The organism is Streptomyces sp. Tue6028, assembly GCF_002300165.1.
Classification (GTDB): domain Bacteria; phylum Actinomycetota; class Actinomycetes; order Streptomycetales; family Streptomycetaceae; genus Streptomyces; species Streptomyces siamensis.
Genome location: NZ_MLCE01000021.1, coordinates 257,715 through 279,936 on the forward strand (window position 1 = coordinate 257,715; position 22,222 = coordinate 279,936).

Here is a 22,222-nt window from a genome sequence, read left to right on the forward strand (position 1 = left end):
CGCGGCTGCGCCGTCGACGACCTCGGCACGCTCCGCGACAGAAGACAGATACGGATCGATCGTGACAAAAGCAGGGACGACCGCCTTGACGGACCCCCTCATGAGCCGCCCCTCCGGGGACCGCCGGCACCCGGACCGCGGTGTCACGGACCGCCGTGACCGGGACGCCCGCCCCGCGGACCGGTGCCCCGCGGACCGCCGCCCCACGGACGGGCTGCCGCTGCGGACGCCGGTGCCCGCGCACCACCGGGAGCCCGTCCTCGACGTCGTCGTCCCGGTGTTCAACGAGGAGAAGGACCTGGAGCCGAGCGTGCGGCGGCTGCACGCCCATCTGCGCGAGACGTTCCCGTACCCGTTCCGGATCACCGTCGCCGACAACGCCAGCACCGACGCGACCCCGCGGATAGCGGCCCGGCTCGCCGCCGAACTGCCCGAGACGGAGTGGCTGCGGCTGGCGGAGAAGGGTAGGGGCCGGGCGCTGCACACCGCGTGGTCGCGTTCGCCCGCCCCGGTGCTCGCCTATCTCGACGTGGACCTGTCCACCGACCTGTCGGCGCTGCTGCCGCTGGTGGCCCCGCTGATCTCCGGGCACTCCGACATCGCCATCGGCACCCGCCTGGCCCGCGGTTCGCGGGTGGTGCGCGGACCCAAGCGCGAGGTCATCTCCCGCTGCTACAACGTCCTGCTGCGCTCCACCCTCGCCGTCGGCTTCTCCGACGCGCAGTGCGGGTTCAAGGCGGTGCGGCGTGACGTCGCCGAGCGGCTGCTGCCCCTGGTGGAGGACTCGGGCTGGTTCTTCGACACCGAACTGCTGGTGATCGCCGAGCGGGCCGGGCTGCGCATCCACGAAGTGCCCGTCGACTGGGTGGATGACCCCGACAGCCGGGTCGACATCCTTTCCACGGCGCTGGCCGACCTGCGCGGCATCGCGCGGATCGGCCGGGCCCTGGCCCGCGGCACGCTGCCCACGTCCGGACTGCGCCGCGGCCCCGACGGGGGAGCACGGGGCGCGCTGGCGGGCCAGTTGGCGCGCTTCGCCGCCGTGGGCGCGGTCAGCACCGCCGGTTACGTGCTGCTGTACGCGCTGGTGCGTCCGGCGGCCGGGGCGCAGGCCGCCAACGCGCTGGCGCTGCTGGTCTGCGCGCTGGCGAACACGGCCGCCAACCGGCGGCTCACCTTCGGGCTGCGCGGCCGGGGCGGAGCCGTCCGCCACCAGGCCAAGGGACTCCTGGTGTTCCTCGTGGGCCTGACCCTCACCGCGGGCTCGCTGGCCGCCCTGCACCGACTGGCGCCCGGGGCCGCGCACATGACCGAGATCGTCGTGCTGGTCGCCGCCAACCTGGCCGCGACGCTCCTGCGTTTCCTGCTCTTCCGGGCCTGGGTGTTCCCCGTCCGGTCCCGCCGAGACCGGACGGGAGCCGAGGGCTCGTGAACCGCACCGCGCAGACGGCCTCGCCCGTCACCGGCGGACGCCCGCACCCCGTGACCGCGGGCGCCGCCGAGGCCGTACCCGCGTACGAGCCGGCACCACGGCGGCCGCGGACCGAGCGGTGGAGCCTGCTCGTCCGCCGTGCGGCCGGCCGGTACGGTCCCGTGCTGGCCCTGTACGGGACGCTGAAGCTGACCGGCTTCTCCGTCTTCATGTATCTGCTGCACTCCGCGGGCGACTACCGGACCAAGAACCCCCGTTTCGGCGGCGGCGCCCACCCCTGGGACGTGCTGGCCAGCTGGGACGGCTGGTGGTACCAGCAGATCGCCGCGCACGGGTACGACCCGGCACTCGTCCCCGTCCCCGGAGCCAGGGGACTGATCACCCTCGAAGGCAACTCGGCCGCGTTCTTCCCCCTCTACCCGGCCCTGATGCGGCTCGTCTCCGAGTGCACGGGCCTCGGCCTGTACGGCGCCGGGATGCTGGTGTCGGTCGTCACCTCGTTCGTCGCCGCGCTCGGCATCCACGCGGTCACCGCCCGGATCGGCGGACCCCGTGCGGGGCTCGCCGCGGCCGGACTCTGGGCCGTCTGGCCGGGCTCGGGCACGGAGTGGTCGGGCTACTCGGAGTCCCTGTACGTCGCCCTCGCCGCCTGGGCCTGTCACGCCGTCATGAGCCGCCGCTGGCTCACGGCCGGGTTCCTCACCTGTGCCGCCGGGCTCACCCGTCCCACCGCGACCGCGCTGATCGCCGCCCTCACGGTGGCCGCGCTGCTCGCGCTCGTGCGCCGCCAGGACGGTGTCGCGCGTCCCGTCGCCGCCGTCGCCGTCGCCCCGCTCGGCCTCGCCGGCTATCTGGCCTGGGTGGGCCACCGCATGGGCGACTGGGGCGGCTACTTCAAGCTCCAGACCGGCGCCTGGGCCCACACCTTCGACTACGGCCGGCACAGCCTCGACGTGTTCGGTTCGGTCGCGGTGGGCCATTTCGACTACCTCTTCGCGTTCCCCTTCGAGGACGTCATCGGCGTCGCCGTCGTCCTGGCGGTCCTGCTGCTGATCCCGCTCCTGATCCGGCTGCGTACCCCGGTGGTCCTGGTCGTCCACACCGTCCTGACCGTCGCCCTCGTACTGGGCAGCCAGCAGATATTCGGCAACATCTCCCGCTATCTGCTGCCGGCCTTCCCGCTGTTCATCCCGCTCGCCCTCCACCTGCGCCGCCTCGCGCTGCCCCTGCAGATCACGCTGCTCGGCATCGCCGCGGTGGCGTCGGGGTCGTACGCGGGGTACGTCCTGTTCGAACTCGGCGTCCCGTAGGCCGTGTTCGGGCGGGGAACGGATCCTCAGCCGCCGCCCGCGCCGACCGTACCGGTGCGCACGGCGTCGAGGTAGTCGGCGACGGCGTCCCTGTTGCGGGACAGGCAGCGGATGCGCGCGGTCATGCGGTCGAGTTCGCGCTCCAGCGTGGCGATCGTCTCCGGGGTCGCCTCGGGTATCTCGATCGTCCGGGGCCGCCCGAGACAGGGCAGGATCTGCTTGATGATCCGGGTCGGCAGCCCCGCGTCGAGCAGCCCCCTGATCTGCAGGACCCGGTCCACGTAGGCCTCGGCGTAGTCGCGGTAGCCGTTGGCGCAACGGTCGGGGACGATCAGTCCCTGCTCCTCGTAGTAGCGCAGCAGCCGGCGAGGGGTGCCGGTGTGCTCGGACAGCTCGCCGATGCGCATGTGACTCACCTCATGACGGACCGGGTTGACCCTCACATCAGTGTGAGGGTTTGACCATACCCGCATGTCGACTTCCCAGCGGAACCTGCCAGTTGAGCCCCATGAGCACCCCGGGCCCGCCGCTCCGGCGGAGCGTGCCGCTCCTGCCGATCCCAGCGTGTCATCCGGGTCCTCGGCTCGGCCCGGCTCCTCCGTCCGGCCCGGCTCCTCCCTCCCGTCCGCGCCGTCCGCGCCGTCCGCCCGGGGCGAGGGCGACCGGCTGCCCCTTTCGCCCCTGCTGGCCCTGGCCACCGCCGCGTTCCTCGGTGTGCTGACCGAGGCGCTGCCCGCGGGCGTGCTGCCCGAGATGGCCGGGGACCTGTCGGTCGGCGAGCCCGCGATGGGGCAGGCGCTCACCGTCTACGCGATCGCCACGGGCGTCTCGGCGATACCCCTGTCCAAGGCGACGGCCGCATGGCGGCGCAAGCGGCTGCTGCTGGCGGCGGTGGCGGCCTTCGCCGCCGCCAACACGGTCACGGCCCTCTCGTCCGACTACGCCCTCACCATGGTGTTCCGGTTCGTCGCGGGCATGGCCGCGGCCGTCGTGTGGGCCGAACTGGTCGGCTACGCCCGCCGGCTGGCACCGCCCCGGCTGCGGGGCAGGGCGATCGCGATCACCATGGTCGGCATCCCGCTGGCTCTGTCCCTGGGCATCCCCGTGGGGACGTTCCTCGGCGGAGCGTTCGGCTGGCGCCTGACCTTCGGCCTCGTCACCGCGGTCGCCGTCGTCCTGGTCGGATGGATCGCGGCGGCGGTCCCGGACCACCCCGGGCAGCCGCCGGAGCACCGGGCGCCCGTGCTGGGAGCCCTGCGCCTGCCCGGGGTGGTGCCCGTCCTCTTCGTGGTCGCCACCTATGTGCTGGCCCACAACATCCTCTACACGTACATCGCCACGTTCCTCGACGCGCACGGCATGGGGGACTCCCGCGACACCGTGCTGCTGGTCTTCGGCATCGCCTCCCTGCTGAGCATCTGGGTCACCGGAGCGTGGGTCGACCGGCGACTGCGGGCGCTCACCGTGGCGGGCGCCGCCCTGTTCCTGGCCGCCGCCGCACTGCTCGCGCTGCTCGCCGGTCACACCGCCGTCGTCTACGCCGCCGTGGTCCTGTGGGGGCTGGGCTGGGGCGGCGTCGCCACCCTCCTGCAGACCGCGGTGACCGACGCCGGGGGCGACCGGGGCCAGGCCCTGTTGGTCACCACCTGGAACTCGTTCATGGCCGCCGGCGGGGCCGTGGGCGGTCTGCTGCTCGACCTGCGCGGTGCCGGGGCCTTCCCGTGGAGCGTCCTCGCGCTCCTCGTACCGGCGTTGCTCGTCGTGGCCGGCGCCCGGACGCACGGCTTCCCCGCCCGGCGGCCGGGCGGGTCCTGAACCCCGCGGCCCGGGCCGGAGCCGCGCCCGGCACGCCGGGCCCGTGGCGCCGTACGTGTGCCGTTCGGCCGTCTCCCGGTGGCGCCGCCGTCCGGGAGACGGCTTGCTGGGTGCCGGGGACCGGATCGGAGGAGGCGAGCGGCGCATGCAGACAACGGGCCCGGGGGGACGGTCGTCGTCGGGGCGGACCCCTCAGACCTCGCGGGCGGCCGGGCTCCAGACGCCGAGGGCGGCCGGGCTCGCCGGGATCGTGTTCGCGCTGCTGCTCGCCGCGGCCATCGTGCTGATCCGGCTGGGGATTCCCGAGGGCGCCGACGCGGTCAGCCCCCAGGGGTTCAGCGACTCGGCGCGGCGCACCGCCGTACGGACGGCACTCGCCCTCGTGCCGTTCGCCGGCATCTTCTTCCTCTGGTTCCTCGGCGCCGTACGGGCCCATGTCGGGGAGGGCGAGGACAAGTTCCTCGCCACCGTCTTCCTCGGCAGCGGGCTGGTCTTCACCGCCACCATGTTCGGTGCCGCCGCGGCGGCCGGGGCCGTGCTGTCCACCGCACATCCCGCCGGCCCCACCCCCTCGCTGCCCACCTGGGACTTCGGCCGTCACTTCGCCTACACCCTGATGATCGGGTACGCGATGCGGATGGCGGCGGTCTTCACCTGCTCCCTGTCGGTGATCGGGCACCGCCTCGGCGTCCTGCCCCGCTGGCTCACCGTGCTCGGCTTCCTCACCACCCTGACGCTGCTGTTCGTCTCGTCGAACGTCCCGTGGGTCGAACTGGTCTTCCCTGCCTGGTCGTTGGTCATCGGCGCCTACATCTTCGTGGTGGCGGGCCGCAGCGCGCGGATCCCCGTGGCGGACTGACGCCCCGGGCCCGGTGTCCTCACCCGATCGGCCACTCCCGGCGGGCGCGGGACCCGCCCGGCTCCCAAGCTGACTTGCGGGAGATGACCGGGACCCCGTCCCCGGGCGAACGCCGAACAGGCGGTGCGCAACGGACCCTGCCGTCGAAAGGTCGAAGCGTCGATGAGGCTTGTCGTCGATCTCAACAAATGTCAGGGATACGCGCAGTGCGCGTTCCTCGCGCCGGACGTCTTCGCCATGCACGGCGAGGAGGCGCTGGTCTACAACCCGCGGGCCGAGGAGGAACAGCGCGAGAAGCTGGCGCGCGCCGTCGCCGCCTGCCCCGTCCAGGCGATCACGGCCGACGGGCTGCACGGCGCGGGCGCCGGGTCCGACGAGGCCGCCCGGGAGTCGTCCGATGCCCACTGACTACCTGGACCGGTTCAGGCGCGAGGGCCGGATCGTGATCGTGGGCGCCTCGCTCGCGGGCCTGCGGGCCGCGGAGACCCTGCGCGCCGAGGGCTTCACCGGTTCCCTCACCATGATCGGCGACGAGCCCTACGACCCTTACGACCGGCCGCCGTTGTCGAAGGCCGTCCTGCTCGGCAAGGCGTCCGCCCTGCACACCGACCTGCCGCGGCGCCGGGAGATCGACGCGAAGTGGCGCCTCGGTGTCGCCGCGACCGGTCTCGACATGACGGCCAAGCGGGTACGGCTCGCGGACGGGGACGAGGTCGAGTACGACCGGCTGCTGATCGCGACCGGCGTCCGCGCCCGGCCCTGGCCGAAGGAGTCGGAGGCGGACCTGGACGGTGTCCTCCTGCTCCGCACCCGGGACGACGCCGCCGCCCTGTACCGGCGGCTCAAGGCCGGCCCGCGCCGTGTCCTCATCATCGGCGCCGGGTTCGCCGGGTCGGAGGTCGCCTCGGCCTGCCGGGAGATGGGCCTCGCGGTCACCGTCGCCGAACGCGCGGGCGCGCCCCTGGTCGGCGCCCTCGGCGGGGTGATCGGCTCGGTGTCCGCGGAGCTGTACCACGAGAACGGCGTGGACCTGCGTACCGGCGTCATGGTCACCGGACTCGAGAGCGACTCGGTGGGCCGGGTGAAGGCCGCCCACCTCTCCGACGAGAGCGTCGTCGAGACGGACCTCGTGGTCGTCTCGCTCGGCTCGATGCGCAACACCGAGTGGCTGACCGGGTCGGGGCTCGGCGCGGGTCCCCGGGGCATCGCCTGCGACGCGGGCTGCCGCGCCTTCGACTTCCGCGGCATCGTCACCGACGACATCTTCGTCGCCGGCGACGTCGCCCGGTCCCCGCACGCGCTGTTCGGCTACCAGTTCCTCTCGCTGGAGCACTGGGGCAACGCCGTGGCCCAGGCGGAGGTCGCCGCGCACAACATGATCAGTTCCAGCGCCGAGCGGCGTCCGCACCTGTGGGTGCCCGCCTTCTGGTCCTCGCAGTTCGGGGTGAACATCAAGTCGGTCGGTGTCCCACCGATGGGCGAGCAGATCATGATCACGCAGGGCTCGCTGGCCGAGCGCAGGTTCGTCGGGGTCTACGGCTATCAGGGACGCATCATCGCCGCCGTGAGCTTCGACAACACGCGGTGGCTGGAGTTCTACGAGCGGCAGATCGAGCGGGGCGCGCCGTTCCCCGTGGAGTTCGCGACCGTCGACCGCCGTCCCGAGGGCCGGCAGCCGGTCGACGCCGCGTTCCCCGACCCGTCCCTGCCGACGCACGGCCCGACCGTGACCCTCAGCGGTTACTCGCCGTCCGACCGGCAGCTGGTCTTCACCCCGGCCCGCCACTGACCGGAGTCCCGCCACCGCTCGACGTCCCCACGGACCCGCACGCCCCCGAGGACCACTCATGTCGCAAGCCCCGCTCCTGCGCCAGATCACCGACTACGCGAACCGCGCCGACCCGTATCCGCTGTACGAGGAGCTCCGCAAGACCCCGGTGCTGCACGAGGAGGAGGGCGGTCCGTACGTCATCAGCTCGTACTGGGACATCGAGAGCCTGCTCCACGACCCGCGGATCAGCTCCGACTTCACCAACCTCGCCGTCGCGAGCGAGGACGAGCTGTCCGGGCCGGAGGCGACGGGGCTGCCGCCGAGCTTCATCCGGCTCGACCCGCCGGAGCACGACCGGCTGCGGCGGATCGCCAACAGCTCCTTCGGTCCCCCGCACCGGCCCACCCGCATCGACTCCATGCGGGGTGAACTCGCCCAGATCGTCACCGACCTGATCGACGGGTTCGGGGACGCGCGGAAGATCGACGTGGTCGACCAGTTCGCGTACCCCTTCCCGGTGACCGTGATCTGCCGGCTGCTCGGCGTGCCGCGCGAGGACGAACCCCGCTTCCGCTCCTGGGTGGACCCGATCGTGGCGGGCCTGGACCCCGACACCCGTACGAGCGCCGAGTCCATGAAGACCGCGCAGGAGGCCCGGCTCCAGCTCGGCATGTACCTGAACGGGCTGGTGGAGCAGCGCGCCAGGGAACCGCGCGAGGACATGCTGTCCGACCTGGTGAACAGCCACGGTCCGGACGGCGCGATGACCACGATGGAAGTGCTCAGCACCGCGGTGCTGCTGCTCATCGCCGGTCATGAGACGACCGTCAACCTGATCACCAACGGCATGCTCACCCTGCTGCGTCACCCGGAGTACCTCCGGCGGCTGCGCGACGACCCGGGCCTGTCCGTGAAGATCGTCGAGGAACTCCTGCGCTACGAACCGCCGGTGCAGCTCGTGCCGCAGCGCACCTGCATCGCGGACATCGAGCTGCGCGGGGTCACCATCCCGAAGGGCTCACGCATCTGGCTCGTCCTCGCCGCGGGCAACCGGGACCCGGAGCGGTTCCACGAGCCCGACCGCTTCGACCCGGACCGCGAGGACATCCAGCACCTGGGCTTCGGCAGCGGGATCCACAGCTGCTTCGGCGCACCGCTGGCCCGCCTGGAGGCCCAGATCGCGCTGGCCGAACTGGCCCGTCGGCTCGACAACCCGCGTCTCGTCGAGGACCCGCCGCCCTACCGCCCGAACGCCGTCCTGCGCGGCCCGCGCCACCTCGAGATCACCTTCGACGCCCTGCGCTGAATCGGCCGCCCGCGCCACCCGGCCGGTTCGCACTGCGGCCCCGGCCGGGACATGGCGCGCGTTGCGGTCCTGCGGCACCGGTCGGGGAGCGGCGCCCACTGTGACATCGGGCGGCTCGCGCTGTGCCGGCGGCCGGTGCCCGACCCCCGCGTGGTCGCGCGTGCGACGGACGCCACCGCCTTCGGTCCGGGGCCCTACCCCCGACCCGCGTGCGGCATCCGTACGACCGCGACCCCTCCGTCCAGGTCCACCGTCGTGCGGTGGGGCGGCGCCCCGTCCTCCTCGTCGTCCCGCATCACCAGCGAGGACCGCCGCTCCTTCAGCTCGTCCTGCTTCCCGGGCGACAGGCTCGCGTGCAACTGCTCGAAGCCGGTCGCCGATATCTGCCCCTGGCGTGCCCCGTTGCGCCACGGCAGCAGCCCGGCCCGCCCGGCCCGAAGCAACAGCTGGTCGGCGAACGCCACGGCGGTCAGCGCGATCACCAGCCCGGGCAGGGTCATGAGGACGGCGAATTCCATGCCGCAAGTATCCGCACGCGTGGGCCGATGCCCAGAGGGTCCGTACGTTTCGTCAAGGGGACCGGCCTCGCCCGGACAGGTGCCCAGGGCACGGAGTTTCCGGCGGATCGCCGCAACCGCTGTTCTCGCGCACCTTCGAGGGTCCTGGGCGAACGCCGTCCAAGGGTGAGGTGCGCGGCGCGGTCGCCGACGCGGTCCGGCGTGGGCCCGCGGTGATGTCGAAGAGCGGCGGTGCCCTACCGCTTCAAGCCCCGGTACCGCCGCAGCAGCTCCGTGATCCGCTCGCCGTCCGCCGCGCCGTTGAGCTCGGTCAGCAGGTCGTCGGGGCACAGCTCGTACAGGTCGCCCCAGAATCGGCGGCCGCGGTTGTCCCAGATCCGGTAGCCGCCCGGCACGCCCCTGGCCACGTAGCGTCTTCTGCTCACGGTCCCCCTGTTCTCCGGGCCCCTGGTGGCCCGAAATCGGCAGGATAGGGGGACGGGGGCGCGGACACGACACGATTTCGGGGCGGGCGGCCGGAGGTCCGGGGCGCTGCGGGCAGGCGCAGGTCAGGAGCGCCGCGCGGTGCCCGGGACCGGGTGTACGGACGCTTTTCGGTGTCCCTTACAGTTCGTTCACCAATCGGGCGCCTGCCGGGGGCAACAGGCCTCATTCCTAAGGGATCTCATGCGTAAATTCGCCATCGGCGCCGTTCTGTCCGGTGCGCTGGCAGCCGCCGCCGTCGCGGTTCCGTCGGCTCACGCGGACACCGTGGTGGGCGACACCAAGGTGTCGAACGTGGTGGTGAACGGCGGCAAGGACGTCGCCGTCGGCACGACGAACAAGGTGACCTTCAAGGTCACCTTCACGGCCTCCGATCCGGCCGGTGTCACGTCCGGACAGACGTACCTCTACCACGGCACGTGGAGCGACCCGGACGCCTTCTGGACCCAGGACTCGGACGCGGGCACCACGTGCACGTCGGGAACGACGGTCACCTGCACGTCGACGTACACGATCGTTCCCGAGTACGACCTGCACTACAACGCCCTGGCCGGCACCTGGCACATCGGCGCGTACGCGAAGGCCAAGGACGGCGACTCGGCGAAGAAGACCGACGTCGGCACGTTCCACGTGCAGCGCTACTCGAAGCTCACGGTCAACGCCTCGCCGGAGCCGGTCGCCAAGGGCAAGGCGATCACCGTCGCGGGCAAGCTGTCCCGGGCGAACTGGGAGGACCACCTGTACCACGGGTACACCGGACAGCCCGTCAAACTGCAGTTCCGCAAGGCCGGCAGCAGTACGTACAGCACGGTCAAGACCGTGAACAGCGACAGCTCCGGAAACCTGAGGACCACGGTCACCGCCTCCGCCGACGGCTACTGGCGCTACTACTTCGCGGGTACGAGCACCACGCCCGCGGCCAAGGCCACCGGCGACTACCTCGACGTGAAGTGAGCGGGTCTCCCACCGCGGCCCGCTGACCCGGCCGTCGTCGCCGTCGGCCACGCCGGCGACGACGGGGGCCGTCAGGTCGGCCCCGCCCCGGCCTTCCCCTCGGCTCCCGTCGTGGCACCCGACTCGGCCCCGCTCGCGCGCAGGTGCTCGATGCCGGTGTCGAGCGCCGCCCTCAGATGGGTCGAGTCGCCCGTGGACATCATGATGGTCACGCCTCCCTGGATACCCGCCAGCAGCGCGGCGGCCGTGCGGTCCACGTCGAGGGCCGCGGGCACGAGGCCGTTCGCCTGGAGGGCGCGCATGCCGTGGGCGAGCTGCCGCTGCCACTGGCGCATCAGCTCGGTCACGATCGCCCGTGCTCCCGGGCTGGACCGGCCGACCTGGAGGAACAGGGCGCCCAAGGGGCAGGAGTCGCCCTGGCGTTCGTAGCGTTCCACCACGACGTCCCGCCACTGGCGCCAGGCCTGCCACGAGTCCAGGCATCCCAGGTACGGCTGCTGGTCCTCCAGGACGCGGTCCGCCTCGAACCGGGCCACGGCCAGCAGCAGTTCGCTCTTGCCGTCGGGGAAGTAGTGGAAGAGCTGGCTCTTGCTCGTGCCGGTGCGGCTGCGGATGTCGTCGAGAGTCGTGACGGCGACACCCTGCTCGCGCAGCACCTGCGCCGCCCCCTCGACGATGCGGGCCCGGGTGGCGCGGCCCTTCGCGGTCGGAGCATCCGACATCGGCCTCACCCTCCTCTCTCGGCTGGACGGCTATGGACCGACGGGTCCATTTTACGGCAGGAGGGCCAGGCTCCGCGGGTCCGGAGCCGCCCCTGAGGGACCCCTCCCAGTCTGGACTTGCTGGTCCATTTTTTGCGACGCACAGTGGTCCGCACACCGCGAGACAAGGGAGAGCGCGTCATGGCTGAACGACTGCGGAACAAGACGGCGCTGGTCACGGGCTCGACCAGCAATATCGGGCAGGCGATCGCCGAGGCGTTCGCAGCCGAGGGCGCCCATGTCGTCGTGTCCGGGCGCCATCAGGAACGGGGTGCGCAGGTGGTCGAGGGGATCCGGGCGGCCGGCGGCCGGGCCGATTTCCTGGCGGCGGACCTCGACGGCAGCGCGGAGGCTTCCCGGGATCTGGCCGACCGGGCCCGTGCGACCCTGGGCGGGCGGATCGACATCCTGGTGAACAACGCCGGCATCTACCCGGCCCCCGGCACCACCGACACCGACGAGAAGACGTTCGACACGGTCTACGGCGTCAATGTGAAGGCGCCGTTCTTCCTCACCGCCGCCGTCGCCCCGGCCATGGCGGAGTCCGGCGGCGGGGTGGTCGTCAACCTCGGCTCGTGGATCGCACGCCTGGCCGTTCCCCTCGGCGCGCTCTACAGCTCCACCAAGGGAGCCATGGAGACGCTCACGCGGGCCTGGGCCGCGGAGTTCGGACCGATGGGCGTGCGCGTGAACGCGGTGTCGCCGGGTGTGATCCTGCCCCCGGCCCCGGAGGGCGCCGAGCCGCATCCCGGCGAGATCATGATGAAGGGCACCCCGGCCGGTGGCGTCGGCACGCCGGACGCCATCGCGCACGCCGTGGTCTGGCTGGCCAGTGACGAGGCGGCCTTCGTGCACGGGACCGTGGTCGACGTCGACGGAGGCAGGACGGGGGTCGCGGTCGTCGCCGCCTAGCGGAGGATCCGTTCTCCTCGCGCCTCGCGCCTCGCGCCTCGCGCCTCGCGCCTCGCGCCTCGCGCCTCGCGCCTCGCGCCTCGCGCCTCGCGCCTCGCGCCTCGCGCCTCGCGCCTCGCGCCTCGCGCCTCGCGCCTCGCGCCTCGCGCCTCGCGCCTCGCGCCTCGCGCCTCCGTGGCGCCGTACCCCGAGGCGTCGGCGGCCTGTGGTGGAGGAACCGACGGTCCGCCACCCTGTGCACGCCGAAGGCCGTCCCCCGTACCGGTGACGGCCTTCGGCGTAAGCCCTCCTGTGGTGATCAGGGGCAGCTGATCCGGGTGTCGCCCGTGTCCGCCGTGCAGGTGTCCGTGCCGAAGCCGCCGTTGGCGGTGTCGTTGCCGGAGACGTTGTCGACGGCGTCGAGGTTGTCGTTGCCGTAGTTGCCGAGCAGGTTGTCGCTGCCGGGGCCGCCGTTCAGGGTGTCGGTGCCGTAGCCGCCGTCGAGGCGGTCGTTGTCGTAGTTGCCGTACACGGTGTCGTTGCCGAAGCCGGCGTTGACGGTGTCGTTGCCGCCGAGGGCGCAGATCACGTCGTTGCCGTAGGTGCCGTTGATGGTGTCGTCGCCGCTGGTGCCGATGATCGTGCAGCCGCGGTTGTTGTTGACGGTGGTCGTCGCCGTGGCGGAGTTGTTGCCGGGGACCGGGTCGGTCTGGGTGGCGCTGATCGTGGCCCGGTCGGAGAGGGTGCCACCGGCCCGCGGCTCGGTGGCGATCTTGACCGTGGCACTCGCTCCGGGGGCGAGGGTGCCGAGGGCACAGTTCGCCGTGGTGGCGGTCCGGGTGCAGGTGCCCTGGGTGGTGGTCACCGAGGTGATCGACGCGGCCGGGCCGCCGAGCGTCTCGGACATCTGGACGCCGGTGGCGGAGGCCGTGGTGCTGTTGTTGGTCACGGTCACCGTGTACGTCGGCCGGTCGCCGATGCTGACCGTGGCGGGGCCGGTCTTCTTGACCGCCAGGTCCACCCCGGGCGGGGGCGGCGGTGTGCCGGCGACCTGGTAGCGGGTCAGGGCGAAGTCGGTGTTCGGACCGCCCTGACCGGCGGCGACGATCTTTCCGTCGGACTGGAGCGCCACGCCGCGGGCCTGGTCGCTGCCGCCGAGGTCGGTGGTCACCAGGCCGCCGGTGCCGAAGCCGCTGTCCGGGCTCCCGTCGGTGCCGTACCGCAGGACCGCGAAGTCGCCGCCGGGCCCGTTGTTGCCCGCCACGACGATCCTGCCGTCGGACTGCAGCACCACGTCCTGGGCCCCGCCGCCACCGGGCGTGAGGACCCGGCCCGCGGTGCCGAAGGTGGTGTCCAGGCTGCCGTTCCCGTTGTAGCGGGCCAGTGCGAACCTGCCGCCGCTTCCCCCGGCCGCGACGATCCTGCCGTCGGACTGGACCGCCAGCCCCTCCACGGACTCGTAGTCGCCGAAATCGGTGCGCTCGATGCCGTCACCGCTGAAACCGGTGTCCGGGGTGCCGTTGGCGTTGTAGCGGATGAGGACGAAATCGAAGCGGGTCGTGCCGACTTCACCTCCGACGACGATCTTTCCGTCGGGCTGCAACACCAGGGTGCGGGCATCGCCGCCCTCCTCCAGCGATCCCGGTGACGGGTCGGTGGTCACCATGCCGCCGGTTCCGAAACCCGGGTCCAGGGCGCCAGTTGTCAGGTAGCGCGCCACGGCGGCCCGGCCCCCGGAGTAGCCGGCGGCGACGATCTTGCCGTCGGGCTGCAGCGCCACGTCCATGGCCTCGGTCGGGCCGGAGAAGTCGGTGAGCACCCTGCCGTTGGTGCCGAACGACGTGTCCACGCTGCCGTCGGCGTTGTAGCGGGCCACCGTGAACCAGCAGCAGTCCTCGAAGTCCCGCCAGCTGGTGCCCACCACGACGATCTTCCCGTCGGGCTGCACCGCCACGCCGTGGGCCTCGTCGTACTGGCCGTTGTCGATGTCGGTGGTCACCTTGCCGTCGCCACTGAAACCGGTGTCCGGGGTGCCGTCGGCGTTGTGGCGGGCCACCGCGAAGTCGCCGTCCGACGAGCCGACGGAGACGATCTTGCCGTCGGGCTGCACCTTCACGTCGTCGGCGTAGTCGGTGCCGGCGAAGTCGGTGAGGACCTTGCCGTCGCCGCTGAAGGCGGGGTCCAGGTCGCCGGGGGCGGCGGCCGCGGTGCCGGGCAGGGCGAGGACGAGCGCCAGGCCGGTGGCCGCCACGAGCCCGGCCAGGACCGACCGTGACCGGCGGCGTCTTCCCCGGTACTCACGCAGCGCCGGCCGCAGATGAGAGATCAGCATGGGCCGCAGCTTCGCGGCGGACGTGCGGCCTTCCGTCCGTCGCTGGGCCGCGTTGCGCTCACTGGACGCCGAAATCCACACCCGGGGGTGAGGACGCACGCCGGCGGCGGTGCAGGGGTCCGGCACCCGGAGCGGCCTCCGCACACCGCACGAACGCGTCGGCCGGCCGGCAGGAACTCCCCGGCGCACAGGGCAAGTTCGACAAGCCTGCCCGCTTCAGCACGCGCCCCGCCTTCACCACCCGATCGCGTTCTTGCTCCACCACCCTCCCCTGGGCTGCCGCGCGCCCCGCCGTCACCCTTCCGGGACCGTGACCCGCGCCTCGACAATGGCCGTTCGTGCCGCCGCTCGTCGCAGTGGTGGTGTCTGCTCCGTGCCGGGGGAAACGGCACCGGGCGGCAGTGGGCAAGGGGGCGGCCCGAGGGCCGGCGAGGAAAGAAGCGGCAGCCATGCCGCGGGGGGCAACAACCACATCATGTCGGACTACATGACCACCGCCGGACACTCGGGCGCAGCGGCGAGGACGTCGTCAGGTCCCTCGTCCACCGGCGAGAACCACGACCGCGGCCGATCCGACCACGGACACAGAGGCCGACGCGCGCACCGCACCCACCGGCGACGGCTGGTGACCCAGGGAGCGGCCGCGCTGATGGAGACCGCCGTGATCCTCCCGGCCCGCGACGAGGAGGACGGCGTACTGCCGGCGCTGGAATCACTGGCCGCGCAGAGCACACCGCCCGACCTGATCGTGGTCGTGGTCAACAACTCCTCCGACCGGACCGAGGAGTTCGCCCGCGAGTTCGCCGGCCGTCCCGGCGTACCGCGCACCGTCGTCTTCAACCTGCCGGACAACCCGCACAAGAAGGCCGGCGCCCTCAACCACGGCATCGGCTGGCTGAACCGCGTACCCGGCGGACTCGCGGCCGCCGCGAAGTACCTGCTGGTCATGGACGCCGACACCAGCCTCCACCCGAAGTTCCTGGAGCGAGCGCGCAATGTCATGGCCTCCGACCGGCGCGTGGGCGGACTCAGCGCGACCTGCCTCGGCCGCACCGGTCTGTGGAAGAACCTCTGGCAGCGCTACCTGCTGGGCATGCAGATCATGGAGTACGGCCGCTATGCCCGAGGCCGCTACCGCTTCGGCATCCACAGCATGTCGGGCGCCGGCTCCTTCTACCGCACCGAGGCACTGCTGAGCATCCTGCGCTGGCGCGGCGAGGTGTTCTGGGAGGACCACGCCAACCTCGTGGAGGACTACGAGACGACGCTCGCGCTGAAGGAAGCGGGCTGGAAGGTCACGGCCAACCAGCACTGCATCGCCTACACCGACCTCATGCCCACCTTGCGTGAACTGATCGGCCAGCGGGAGCGGTGGGGACGCGGCACGGTCGACACCCTGCGCCGCCGCGGCTGGACGAAGCACACGTGGTTCTCCATCACCAGCATGGTGCTCGGCTTCGCCGGCTTCCTCTACACCCTGGGCTGGCTGGCCACCTGGACCGGCGTGATCGCGAGCAAGGGCTTCGTCCTGGATCCCGTCTGGTTGTGCCTGGTCGCCTTCTGGATCGCGTACGCCGCCTTCCGCACCCGCCACCTCGGCTGGAAGGGCGTCCTCGTCGACGTCCTGATGCTGCCGGGTCTGGTCTTCTCCACCGTGCGCGCGTACTGGTTCGTCACCTCGGTGGTGAAGTCGTACGCCACCGGTGTCTCCGCCTGGAAGTGACCGGCACGGCGGCACCCACGCGTTCTCGTCACCTGATGCACATGCCCCACCCAGCAGATGCGACCGACAGGTCGCCGAGAGGAAGAAGATCATGAACTACCTCAGCGGCACCGGCACCGGAATCGTCGCCGGAGCCGCCTCCCTCGCGGCCACCGGCACCTCGTCGACCACCCACCTGATCATCGCGGCCAGCCTCGCCCTGGTCCTGGGCGGCCTGACCACCTACGCGGGGGCCGTCCGCCGCCGACGCCGCGACGCCAGCGCGGCCGGCCACTGAGTCACGATCCGACGACGCTGTGGGCGGGGTCTTCCTCGAGCAGGAAGCACCCGCCCACCTCTGGTCCGCGCCCACCGTCGCTGTACGTCGCCCCTCGACGTCACGCTTTGAAGGTCATTACAACGACTTCTATTTCCGGCGCAAGAAGATTTTAGAAGACAACCCGTTCGACTCATGGCGTGCGGATCGATGTGCGGGTGGACATTAATGAAGAAATGCTCTCCTCAACGTTTCCCCTGCCCTAGGGTCACTCATTTGCCGCGCATCTGGAGGAGTGTGAGCGGCGTTAGCGGGATATGACGAAAGCAAGGCCTCATGGCATGCCTCGCTGCGACACGGGGGAGGGTAAACCGCTCGTGACCCGTGACGCGAAAGCGGAGAAATACGCTTACGTGACTGGTGTGGCAAACTCGGCGCTCGTGCCGCGTAACGCCTTGCGTGAGCGTGACGCGCGAGTCAAAGTGCAGGTCGGTGAGTCACTGCTCCGCGAGTTCCTTGTGCTGCTGGAGGCGCTTCAGGAGGAACTGGATCAGCGGTGGAACCGTCAGGAAGAGTTCGACTGCCACGCGGACCGTGCGTAAAGGGGGCGCATTTCTGTGAACCGAGAGTATGCGGATCCCTCCTTTGCGCAGCATGAATGGTATTCCGACGCATACTCGTATGGGTCGGGTGCCGGCTGGCACGACACCCCTGTCGATGCCTTGCATCCAGGGGCACCATTGGTGATGCCCCCCGACTCGGGCTGGGACCCGGTCGAGGAACTCGCGTACCTCTTGCAGGAGGCCGTTCCGCCGGAGCCGGCGGCCGTTCCGGCGGAGCCGGTGGCCGTGGTGCCGCCACCGCGCAGCGAGTCGGCACCCGGCGTCGACTTCAGCGACCCGATGGAGAATCTGGCGAAGATCACCGCCCAGCTTCCGCCCATCCGGAAGTCCTCTGCCGCGCATCGGAAGATTCGAGTCAGAAGACCCCGAATCAAGTGGTTTCGAACGGGCAGCCTGGTCATCCTCGCATTCATTGCCGTCATCGTGGCGATGGTCAGCGTTTTCGGTGGCATGGCGGCCTACGCGCCTCTGCAGAGCATTTCGTCCGACTCGAGCAACGGGACGATCCCGCAGTGGCCCATTCTCGTGTACGGCCCCTGGATGGTGGCCTCTCTCTCCATCCTGCGGACCGCCTTGCATCGGCGCCGGGCCATGCACTCATGGTTCATCGTTCTGCTGTTCTCCTCCGTGGCGATCACGTTGTGTGTGGCTGAGGCCGACAAGACCCTCACCGGTATCGCCGGAGCCGCCCTGCCCGCTCTGGCGTCCCTGGCGTGCTTCCAGCAGCTCGTCCGGCAGATCACCTTGACCCTGCCGCCGCGGCAGGCGTCACGCCGTCACCGGCAGTAGCGCAGACCCGGCCGGGGCAGGACCGCGCGGTGCGGGCGGCCTCCACCAGTAGTGAGCGTTGTGACGCGGTCGGTCTGTCGGGGATCGAAGTCGTGTGCGCGGGCCGGAAGTTCGATGCCCTGAATAGGGTGATCCGGACGGTCGGCGTTCCGGCGCGCACCCGGCATGCGACGCGTGTTCGCAGCGGACAGCGAAAAGGCTCGGGTCGATGACCTGGGCCTCTTTCATGGAGCGGGTGACGAGAATCGAACTCGCGCTCTCAGCTTGGGAAGCGACGGCGCTTGGGCGGCCGGACGGTCGCTGACCTGCGCTGATTCGGCGTGCTGGCACGGTTGCGCGGGCCTGATCACACCGCTGTTGACCGTAGTTGTCCGCTGTTACGGGCACGCTATGGGCACGGGGCGCGAAGACCGGTGGGCAGAGCGCGTGCACGGAGGGGCACGGTGTTGGCCGGGGCTCGGTCGGACGTCCAGTTGGGTAACGCCTTCGCGTGTGCACAGAGCTTGGGTGAAGCCCGTTCTACGTTGCAAGGCCGGCGGTCGCGGCATGCTCGGAACGGCCGACGCTCGCCGTTGGTTTCATTTGCCGGCTTCGGGGCCGTACCACTGGAGTGCCTGGCCGGTGACGGCGGCGATGCACTCGAAGTCCCGGTCGCGGTGCAGCAGAGTGAGCCCCTGCAGTTCGGCCGTGGCGGCCACCACGAGGTCGACGGCCCCGGCGCTGCGGTGCTGTCCGCGTTGGGTGAGGATCTCCTGGACCTGCCAGGCGCGGTCGTAGGCGCGGTCGTCGACAGGCACCCAGCCGAAGAGCAGGCGCATGTTGTCGATGCCTTGTGCGCGGTCGGCGGCGGAACGTGCGCTGTAGAAGAACTCCAGCTCGGTGATGGGACAGGTGGCGATGAGCCCGGCTGCTGCTGCCTGGTCCCACCCGAACTGCTCGGCGTCGCCGCGCAGCAGGCGGGCAAGCGCGCTGGTGTCGATCAGGTATTGCGCGGCGTTCACCGGCGGAAATTCCCCTTGTCCTCGAAGAGGTCCAGGTCAAACGCACCCTCGGCGGCCGCGGCCCGCAGACGGGTAAGCGCCAGAGCGCGCCGCCGGTTCTCCAGCACTTCGCGCAACGCGGTGTTCACTGTCTCCTTCTTGGTGCTGGTGCCCAGAGCCTGGGCCACCTCCGCTACCAGCTGATCGTCGAGGTCGATCACGGTTCGACTCATCGGCCAACCTCCCTTGATATCATTGCTGTCATCTTTTATATCCTAGGTGATGTGTGACAGGTCGGTCCAACAGGGCAGGACGATCAGCCAGGCGTCGCGGGGGGCGCGCGGCGCTTCGCGCCGACCGACGGGCATCGCCTGCCGGACTGATCTGGAGTGTCCGTTGCGATTGCACATCTGACGTTCGGATGTGGCAGATGTGGCGTCGTCAATGTTGGTGACATACTCTTCTATGTACATCACCAACATTTCGTAGGGGGGCTCGTATGTCTGTGACCCAGATCGACATCGATGATGACGCCCTGGAGCGCGCCATGTCTCTGGCCAAGGTCAGGACCAAGAAGGAGGCGGTCAACCTGGCTCTGCACTTCTACGCCGAACAGCAGGAGCGTGCGGCGCGCATCAGCCGTCACTTCGAGCGTGCGCGTGAGTGGGGTGCCGTCGAGGACGCCGAGCGCCTGCACCGGGCGGAGAAGCACAGCCGGTGATCTACTTGCTCGACACCTCCGGCCTGGTCCGGCTGCTCCGCGAACCAAAACTGCAGTCGGCCTGGTACGACGCGATCGACGCCGGGGCCGTCGCATCCTGCTACGTGCAACGCACCGAGTTCCTGTACAGCGCCCGGAACGGTCGTGAGTACGACGAGATCGCGGAGATGTTCACCGACCTCTATCCCGACGTGTCGGTGCCGAAGAACGCGGGGCGTTGGATCAGCGCGGTGCAACGCCGTACGGCCCAGGCCGGGGAGCATCGCAGCGCCTCGGCGGTGGACCTCGTCATCGCCGCCACCGCCGCCCACCACGGCCTGGCTGTCCTCCACGACGATGCCGACTACCGGGCCATTGCCCGACACGCATCCGACTTGCTCGAACACAACGTGCACGACATCGCCTGAGGCGCGTTCCCCCGTTGCGCGTCATGGAACGGCTCGACGCCGGCACCTGCCCTGGTGTTGTCCGACCTGACCGAGACCCTGGCGCAGAGCCTCCTGGCCACCGCCCTGACCGGCGAACAGTCCCGCCACACCGGCCTGGCCCGGGGTCAAGGCGCGAGCGGGACTGCGGGCGTCGTCCAACATGCGTTGGCCGATGGCTGGTCGAGGAGCGGCCAGGGCCTCCCAGGTTTGGTCGTTGAGGATGCGTTCGGCGTGCTGGGGGAAGGGTACGAACGGGCACCAGGTCGTTCGGCGGAGTGTCCTGCCGCTGCCGCCATCCCGTCGATCCGCAAGGTGACGTCCTCGGCCGCGGCATAGGCGAACACGTCCTCCAGGGTCCCCAGCCGGATGCCACAGATGCGCGCCCGGCGTCACACAGTGGTGACGACCTCGTCGTAGGCCAGGCGCGGGCTGCGCGAGAACCAGGCGGCATCTCCGGGTGTGCCGATGTTGACCACGACCAGTACGGAGTGCTCGCCGTCACCGAAGAATTCCTTGTCGATCCCCTCGGCGTCGAATCCCGTCATCGGGCCGGCCGCCAGACCGGCGGCGCGGACGCCGACGATGAAGTAACCGACCTGCAACGCTGCATTGAGCGCAGCGGACCTCTCCCGCACCACGCGTTCGGCGAAGAGCAGGTCCTTGGCCTGCGGGAAGTGCGGGAACTGGGTCGGCAACTCCTCATGGAACTCGTTGTCCGCGGCGAGGATCGCGACCAGCGGGGCGGTGGCGGTCTTCTTCTGGTTGCCCTCGGCGAGATGCGGCACCAGCCGCTGCCGCGCGTCGTCGGAGCGGACCAGGACGATCCGCAGCGGCTGCTGGTTCATCGAGGTGGGGCCGTACTTGACGAGGTCGTAGATGGCCCTCATCTGTTCGTCCGTCACCGGCTCATCGGTGAAGGTATTGGCTGTCCGGGCCTCTCGGAACAGAAGGTCCTGGGCGGTGGGGTGGAGTGCGAGAGACATGACGCATCCCTGTTTCGGTAATGGTGGATGGTGTGCGCAGAAGAGTCGGGCGCTGACGCCCGGCCGATTCACGGCGGTGTTGGTGCGCCTGCGACTCGGGCGCGTTCGACGGGGACGCCGCCTGGACCGACGGCTTCGAAAAAGCCGGCGTCGACGCGGCCGCGCCCTGCGGTCCGCTGGCATCGCGATCAGCTTCGGGCAGGCACCGGCCAGGGGCATCGCCTATTCGAGCGATCCTTGCTGCTGGATGGCCAACCGGAGCGTGCCACAAAGAAACCGGTCTGGATGAACCCCGCGATCCCTAAGGCTGATGGCCCTTCACCTGATCGTCCGGGGCGAGCAGCACAGGGTGGTGCGGCGTGATGTCGAAGTGGATGCGGTGGGCTGGACGCGCGGGGCGGGGGATGGCATGGATGTGTCCGCCCCGTCCGCTGGCAAGGCATGTCTTCCGGGCGGTGGACTTGCTGAAGACGAGGTTGCCGTGCTCGTCGCCCTTCGTGGCCCGCACCAGCGCGAAGTCGGTGCGGATGCCGCGCTCCAGCACGTACCGGGTGCCGTCGAACTCGCGGACCTCCTTCGGCGGCGAGGCCGGCGCCACGCCGCCCGAGCCGTCGTAGCGCCAGGGCAGCCCGCCGTCGGCGACCTGCGTACCCACCCCGGCCGGGGTGTAGAAGGCGGGGATCCCGGCGCCGCCGGCTCGCACTGAGGGATCAGCTCGACCTGCAGCTCACCGGCCGGATACTGCCGGGCGAACTCCTTGTTCGCGCCGATGTACGACCCCGTCACACGGGCGATCCGCCCGGCCCCGAGTAGCACGGCCAGGCCCGACTCCATCGCCCCGCAGTTGTTCGAGACCACGCTGAGCCCCGACACCCTGCGCTCGAACAGGGCCTGGATCAGCACATCCGGCACACCGCTCAACCCGAACCCGCCCACCGCCGCCGACGCACCCTCCGGCAGATCCGAAACAGCCTCCAAAGCCGTGGCGACCACCTCATCCGTCTTCCTTTATTCTGCCTCTCAACGATGTGGACCCATCGGACGCTGTTTTTCGTGACGCAGCATCAAGAATTCGGCCGGGCTCTCCAATATCGTTGCGGACGTCGTGGGAATTGCGGGAGCGGATTTGCCGCAGACCCGCCCGCCTCCTCGCGTCGCGTCCCACCCGTCAGACACGTGCTTCCACGCTGCAACGCCTGGGCATCCATCGGCATCCCGCAGATGAGGGATATCGCATCCGATCCACAGGCCGCTGGGTCGGTGCACGTCGCGCGAAAAGGGTATTCC

At 70.7% G+C, this 22,222-nt stretch carries 22 protein-coding genes and 1 pseudogene; 14 read left to right on the forward strand and 9 right to left on the reverse strand.

The annotated features are described in order from the left end of the window. The first annotated feature begins 100 nt into the window (after positions 1 to 100). Positions 101 to 1,432: a bifunctional glycosyltransferase family 2/GtrA family protein gene (locus BKI49_RS19560; RefSeq protein WP_095935561.1), complete on the forward strand. Its 1,332-nt coding sequence runs from the start codon at positions 101 to 103 to the stop codon at positions 1,430 to 1,432. Between the two features lie 125 nt (positions 1,433 to 1,557). Next, on the forward strand, positions 1,558 to 2,742 hold the full coding sequence (locus BKI49_RS19565; protein WP_095935794.1) for a hypothetical protein: 1,185 nt from the start codon (positions 1,558 to 1,560) through the stop codon (positions 2,740 to 2,742). A gap of 26 nt (positions 2,743 to 2,768) precedes the next feature. Here the strand turns inward: BKI49_RS19565 and BKI49_RS19570 are convergent, their stop codons facing one another. Then, positions 2,769 to 3,149, reverse strand: coding sequence for a MerR family transcriptional regulator (locus tag BKI49_RS19570; RefSeq protein WP_095935562.1), 381 nt, complete (start codon positions 3,147 to 3,149; stop codon positions 2,769 to 2,771). Positions 3,150 to 3,306: 157 nt separating this feature from the next. Here BKI49_RS19570 and BKI49_RS19575 point away from each other — a divergent pair, with 157 nt between their 5' ends. The 5 genes from BKI49_RS19575 to BKI49_RS19595 all read left to right on the forward strand — a co-directional run bounded on the left by BKI49_RS19575 (position 3,307) and on the right by BKI49_RS19595 (position 8,493). Next, entirely contained in the window at positions 3,307 to 4,557 is a 1,251-nt protein-coding gene (locus tag BKI49_RS19575) for an MFS transporter (protein WP_373557566.1), read from the forward strand. Positions 4,558 to 4,702: 145 nt separating this feature from the next. Continuing rightward, on the forward strand, positions 4,703 to 5,416 hold the full coding sequence (locus BKI49_RS19580) for a hypothetical protein (protein WP_257004869.1): 714 nt from the start codon (positions 4,703 to 4,705) through the stop codon (positions 5,414 to 5,416). 162 nt (positions 5,417 to 5,578) lie between these two features. Then, complete coding sequence (locus BKI49_RS19585; protein WP_095935564.1) at positions 5,579 to 5,824, forward strand: ferredoxin; 246 nt, start codon at positions 5,579 to 5,581, stop codon at positions 5,822 to 5,824. Continuing rightward, the gene (locus BKI49_RS19590; protein WP_095935565.1) at positions 5,814 to 7,205 is read left to right on the forward strand and encodes an NAD(P)/FAD-dependent oxidoreductase; all 1,392 of its coding nucleotides are present in this window, start codon (positions 5,814 to 5,816) and stop codon (positions 7,203 to 7,205) included. The genes BKI49_RS19585 and BKI49_RS19590 overlap by 11 nt, the downstream gene beginning before the upstream one ends. A 58-nt stretch (positions 7,206 to 7,263) precedes the next feature. Then, on the forward strand, positions 7,264 to 8,493 hold the full coding sequence (locus BKI49_RS19595; protein ID WP_095935566.1) for a cytochrome P450: 1,230 nt from the start codon (positions 7,264 to 7,266) through the stop codon (positions 8,491 to 8,493). 194 nt (positions 8,494 to 8,687) lie between these two features. Here the strand turns inward: BKI49_RS19595 and BKI49_RS19600 are convergent, their stop codons facing one another. Then, positions 8,688 to 9,011, reverse strand: coding sequence for a DUF6191 domain-containing protein (locus BKI49_RS19600; protein WP_095935567.1), 324 nt, complete (start codon positions 9,009 to 9,011; stop codon positions 8,688 to 8,690). Positions 9,012 to 9,247: 236 nt separating this feature from the next. Then, positions 9,248 to 9,436 (reverse strand): hypothetical protein, encoded by a 189-nt coding sequence (locus BKI49_RS34790; RefSeq protein ID WP_179332500.1) that lies wholly within the window; start codon positions 9,434 to 9,436, stop codon positions 9,248 to 9,250. Between the two features lie 241 nt (positions 9,437 to 9,677). Here BKI49_RS34790 and BKI49_RS19605 point away from each other — a divergent pair, with 241 nt between their 5' ends. Next, a complete protein-coding gene (locus BKI49_RS19605) occupies positions 9,678 to 10,448 on the forward strand; it encodes a calcium-binding protein (RefSeq protein ID WP_095935568.1) in 771 nt (256 codons plus the stop codon). Between the two features lie 71 nt (positions 10,449 to 10,519). On the opposite strand, the gene BKI49_RS19610 is transcribed toward BKI49_RS19605, so the two are convergent. Next, on the reverse strand, positions 10,520 to 11,170 hold the full coding sequence (locus BKI49_RS19610; RefSeq protein WP_095935569.1) for a TetR/AcrR family transcriptional regulator: 651 nt from the start codon (positions 11,168 to 11,170) through the stop codon (positions 10,520 to 10,522). Positions 11,171 to 11,350: 180 nt separating this feature from the next. On the opposite strand from BKI49_RS19610, the gene BKI49_RS19615 reads away from it, so the two are divergent. Then, positions 11,351 to 12,121 (forward strand): SDR family NAD(P)-dependent oxidoreductase, encoded by a 771-nt coding sequence (locus tag BKI49_RS19615; RefSeq protein WP_095935570.1) that lies wholly within the window; start codon positions 11,351 to 11,353, stop codon positions 12,119 to 12,121. Positions 12,122 to 12,419: 298 nt separating this feature from the next. Here BKI49_RS19615 and BKI49_RS19625 read toward each other — a convergent pair whose 3' ends face one another. Continuing rightward, positions 12,420 to 14,432, reverse strand: a complete 2,013-nt coding sequence (locus BKI49_RS19625) for a DUF11 domain-containing protein (RefSeq protein ID WP_095935796.1) — start codon at positions 14,430 to 14,432, stop codon at positions 12,420 to 12,422. A gap of 475 nt (positions 14,433 to 14,907) precedes the next feature. Between BKI49_RS19625 and BKI49_RS19630 the strand changes: the two genes are divergently transcribed. The 3 genes from BKI49_RS19630 to BKI49_RS35550 all read left to right on the forward strand — a co-directional run bounded on the left by BKI49_RS19630 (position 14,908) and on the right by BKI49_RS35550 (position 17,823). Further along, positions 14,908 to 16,155, forward strand: coding sequence for a glycosyltransferase family 2 protein (locus tag BKI49_RS19630; protein WP_179332501.1), 1,248 nt, complete (start codon positions 14,908 to 14,910; stop codon positions 16,153 to 16,155). A 91-nt stretch (positions 16,156 to 16,246) separates the two neighbouring features. Further along, the gene (locus BKI49_RS19635) at positions 16,247 to 16,432 is read left to right on the forward strand and encodes a hypothetical protein (protein ID WP_095935572.1); all 186 of its coding nucleotides are present in this window, start codon (positions 16,247 to 16,249) and stop codon (positions 16,430 to 16,432) included. A gap of 596 nt (positions 16,433 to 17,028) precedes the next feature. Next, positions 17,029 to 17,823 (forward strand): DUF2637 domain-containing protein, encoded by a 795-nt coding sequence (locus BKI49_RS35550; protein ID WP_218835039.1) that lies wholly within the window; start codon positions 17,029 to 17,031, stop codon positions 17,821 to 17,823. A 578-nt stretch (positions 17,824 to 18,401) separates the two neighbouring features. On the opposite strand, the gene BKI49_RS19645 is transcribed toward BKI49_RS35550, so the two are convergent. Together BKI49_RS19645 and BKI49_RS19650 are read right to left on the reverse strand one after the other, a co-directional pair. Then, positions 18,402 to 18,824 carry a PIN domain nuclease gene (locus BKI49_RS19645; RefSeq protein WP_095935573.1) on the reverse strand — a complete coding sequence of 141 codons (423 nt, stop codon included), beginning with the start codon at positions 18,822 to 18,824 and terminating at the stop codon, positions 18,402 to 18,404. Continuing rightward, complete coding sequence (locus BKI49_RS19650; RefSeq protein ID WP_095935574.1) at positions 18,821 to 19,036, reverse strand: type II toxin-antitoxin system VapB family antitoxin; 216 nt, start codon at positions 19,034 to 19,036, stop codon at positions 18,821 to 18,823. Before BKI49_RS19650 ends, BKI49_RS19645 begins: the two co-directional genes overlap by 4 nt. Before the next feature lie 266 nt (positions 19,037 to 19,302). Here BKI49_RS19650 and BKI49_RS19655 point away from each other — a divergent pair, with 266 nt between their 5' ends. Then, positions 19,303 to 19,524, forward strand: coding sequence for a type II toxin-antitoxin system VapB family antitoxin (locus BKI49_RS19655; RefSeq protein WP_179332503.1), 222 nt, complete (start codon positions 19,303 to 19,305; stop codon positions 19,522 to 19,524). Then, positions 19,521 to 19,931: a PIN domain-containing protein gene (locus BKI49_RS19660; RefSeq protein ID WP_095935576.1), complete on the forward strand. Its 411-nt coding sequence runs from the start codon at positions 19,521 to 19,523 to the stop codon at positions 19,929 to 19,931. The genes BKI49_RS19655 and BKI49_RS19660 overlap by 4 nt, the downstream gene beginning before the upstream one ends. A gap of 410 nt (positions 19,932 to 20,341) precedes the next feature. Here BKI49_RS19660 and BKI49_RS19670 read toward each other — a convergent pair whose 3' ends face one another. Together BKI49_RS19670 and BKI49_RS19675 are read right to left on the reverse strand one after the other, a co-directional pair. Further along, on the reverse strand, positions 20,342 to 20,935 hold the full coding sequence (locus BKI49_RS19670) for a malonic semialdehyde reductase (protein WP_095935578.1): 594 nt from the start codon (positions 20,933 to 20,935) through the stop codon (positions 20,342 to 20,344). A 421-nt stretch (positions 20,936 to 21,356) separates the two neighbouring features. Then, positions 21,357 to 21,928 (reverse strand): annotated as a pseudogene (locus BKI49_RS19675) (CoA transferase subunit A); the annotation flags it as partial. Positions 21,929 to 22,222: the final 294 nt, after the last annotated feature.

What these genes read in the sequence shown, in the direction of transcription:
- BKI49_RS19615 (WP_095935570.1), top strand. Translation starts at nt 11,351, where the DNA reads ATGGCTGAACGACTGCGGAACAAGACGGCGCTGGTCACGGGCTCGACC.
- BKI49_RS19670 (WP_095935578.1), bottom strand. Translation starts at nt 20,935, where the DNA reads ATGTCTCTCGCACTCCACCCCACCGCCCAGGACCTTCTGTTCCGAGAG.
- BKI49_RS19635 (WP_095935572.1), top strand. Translation starts at nt 16,247, where the DNA reads ATGAACTACCTCAGCGGCACCGGCACCGGAATCGTCGCCGGAGCCGCC.
- BKI49_RS19590 (WP_095935565.1), top strand. Translation starts at nt 5,814, where the DNA reads ATGCCCACTGACTACCTGGACCGGTTCAGGCGCGAGGGCCGGATCGTG.
- BKI49_RS19605 (WP_095935568.1), top strand. Translation starts at nt 9,678, where the DNA reads ATGCGTAAATTCGCCATCGGCGCCGTTCTGTCCGGTGCGCTGGCAGCC.
- BKI49_RS19560 (WP_095935561.1), top strand. Translation starts at nt 101, where the DNA reads ATGAGCCGCCCCTCCGGGGACCGCCGGCACCCGGACCGCGGTGTCACG.
- BKI49_RS19655 (WP_179332503.1), top strand. Translation starts at nt 19,303, where the DNA reads ATGTCTGTGACCCAGATCGACATCGATGATGACGCCCTGGAGCGCGCC.
- BKI49_RS19625 (WP_095935796.1), bottom strand. Translation starts at nt 14,432, where the DNA reads ATGCTGATCTCTCATCTGCGGCCGGCGCTGCGTGAGTACCGGGGAAGA.
- BKI49_RS19580 (WP_257004869.1), top strand. Translation starts at nt 4,703, where the DNA reads ATGCAGACAACGGGCCCGGGGGGACGGTCGTCGTCGGGGCGGACCCCT.
- BKI49_RS19570 (WP_095935562.1), bottom strand. Translation starts at nt 3,149, where the DNA reads ATGCGCATCGGCGAGCTGTCCGAGCACACCGGCACCCCTCGCCGGCTG.
- BKI49_RS19585 (WP_095935564.1), top strand. Translation starts at nt 5,579, where the DNA reads ATGAGGCTTGTCGTCGATCTCAACAAATGTCAGGGATACGCGCAGTGC.
- BKI49_RS19600 (WP_095935567.1), bottom strand. Translation starts at nt 9,011, where the DNA reads ATGGAATTCGCCGTCCTCATGACCCTGCCCGGGCTGGTGATCGCGCTG.
- BKI49_RS19650 (WP_095935574.1), bottom strand. Translation starts at nt 19,036, where the DNA reads ATGAGTCGAACCGTGATCGACCTCGACGATCAGCTGGTAGCGGAGGTG.
- BKI49_RS19595 (WP_095935566.1), top strand. Translation starts at nt 7,264, where the DNA reads ATGTCGCAAGCCCCGCTCCTGCGCCAGATCACCGACTACGCGAACCGC.
- BKI49_RS19610 (WP_095935569.1), bottom strand. Translation starts at nt 11,170, where the DNA reads ATGTCGGATGCTCCGACCGCGAAGGGCCGCGCCACCCGGGCCCGCATC.
- BKI49_RS19630 (WP_179332501.1), top strand. Translation starts at nt 14,908, where the DNA reads ATGTCGGACTACATGACCACCGCCGGACACTCGGGCGCAGCGGCGAGG.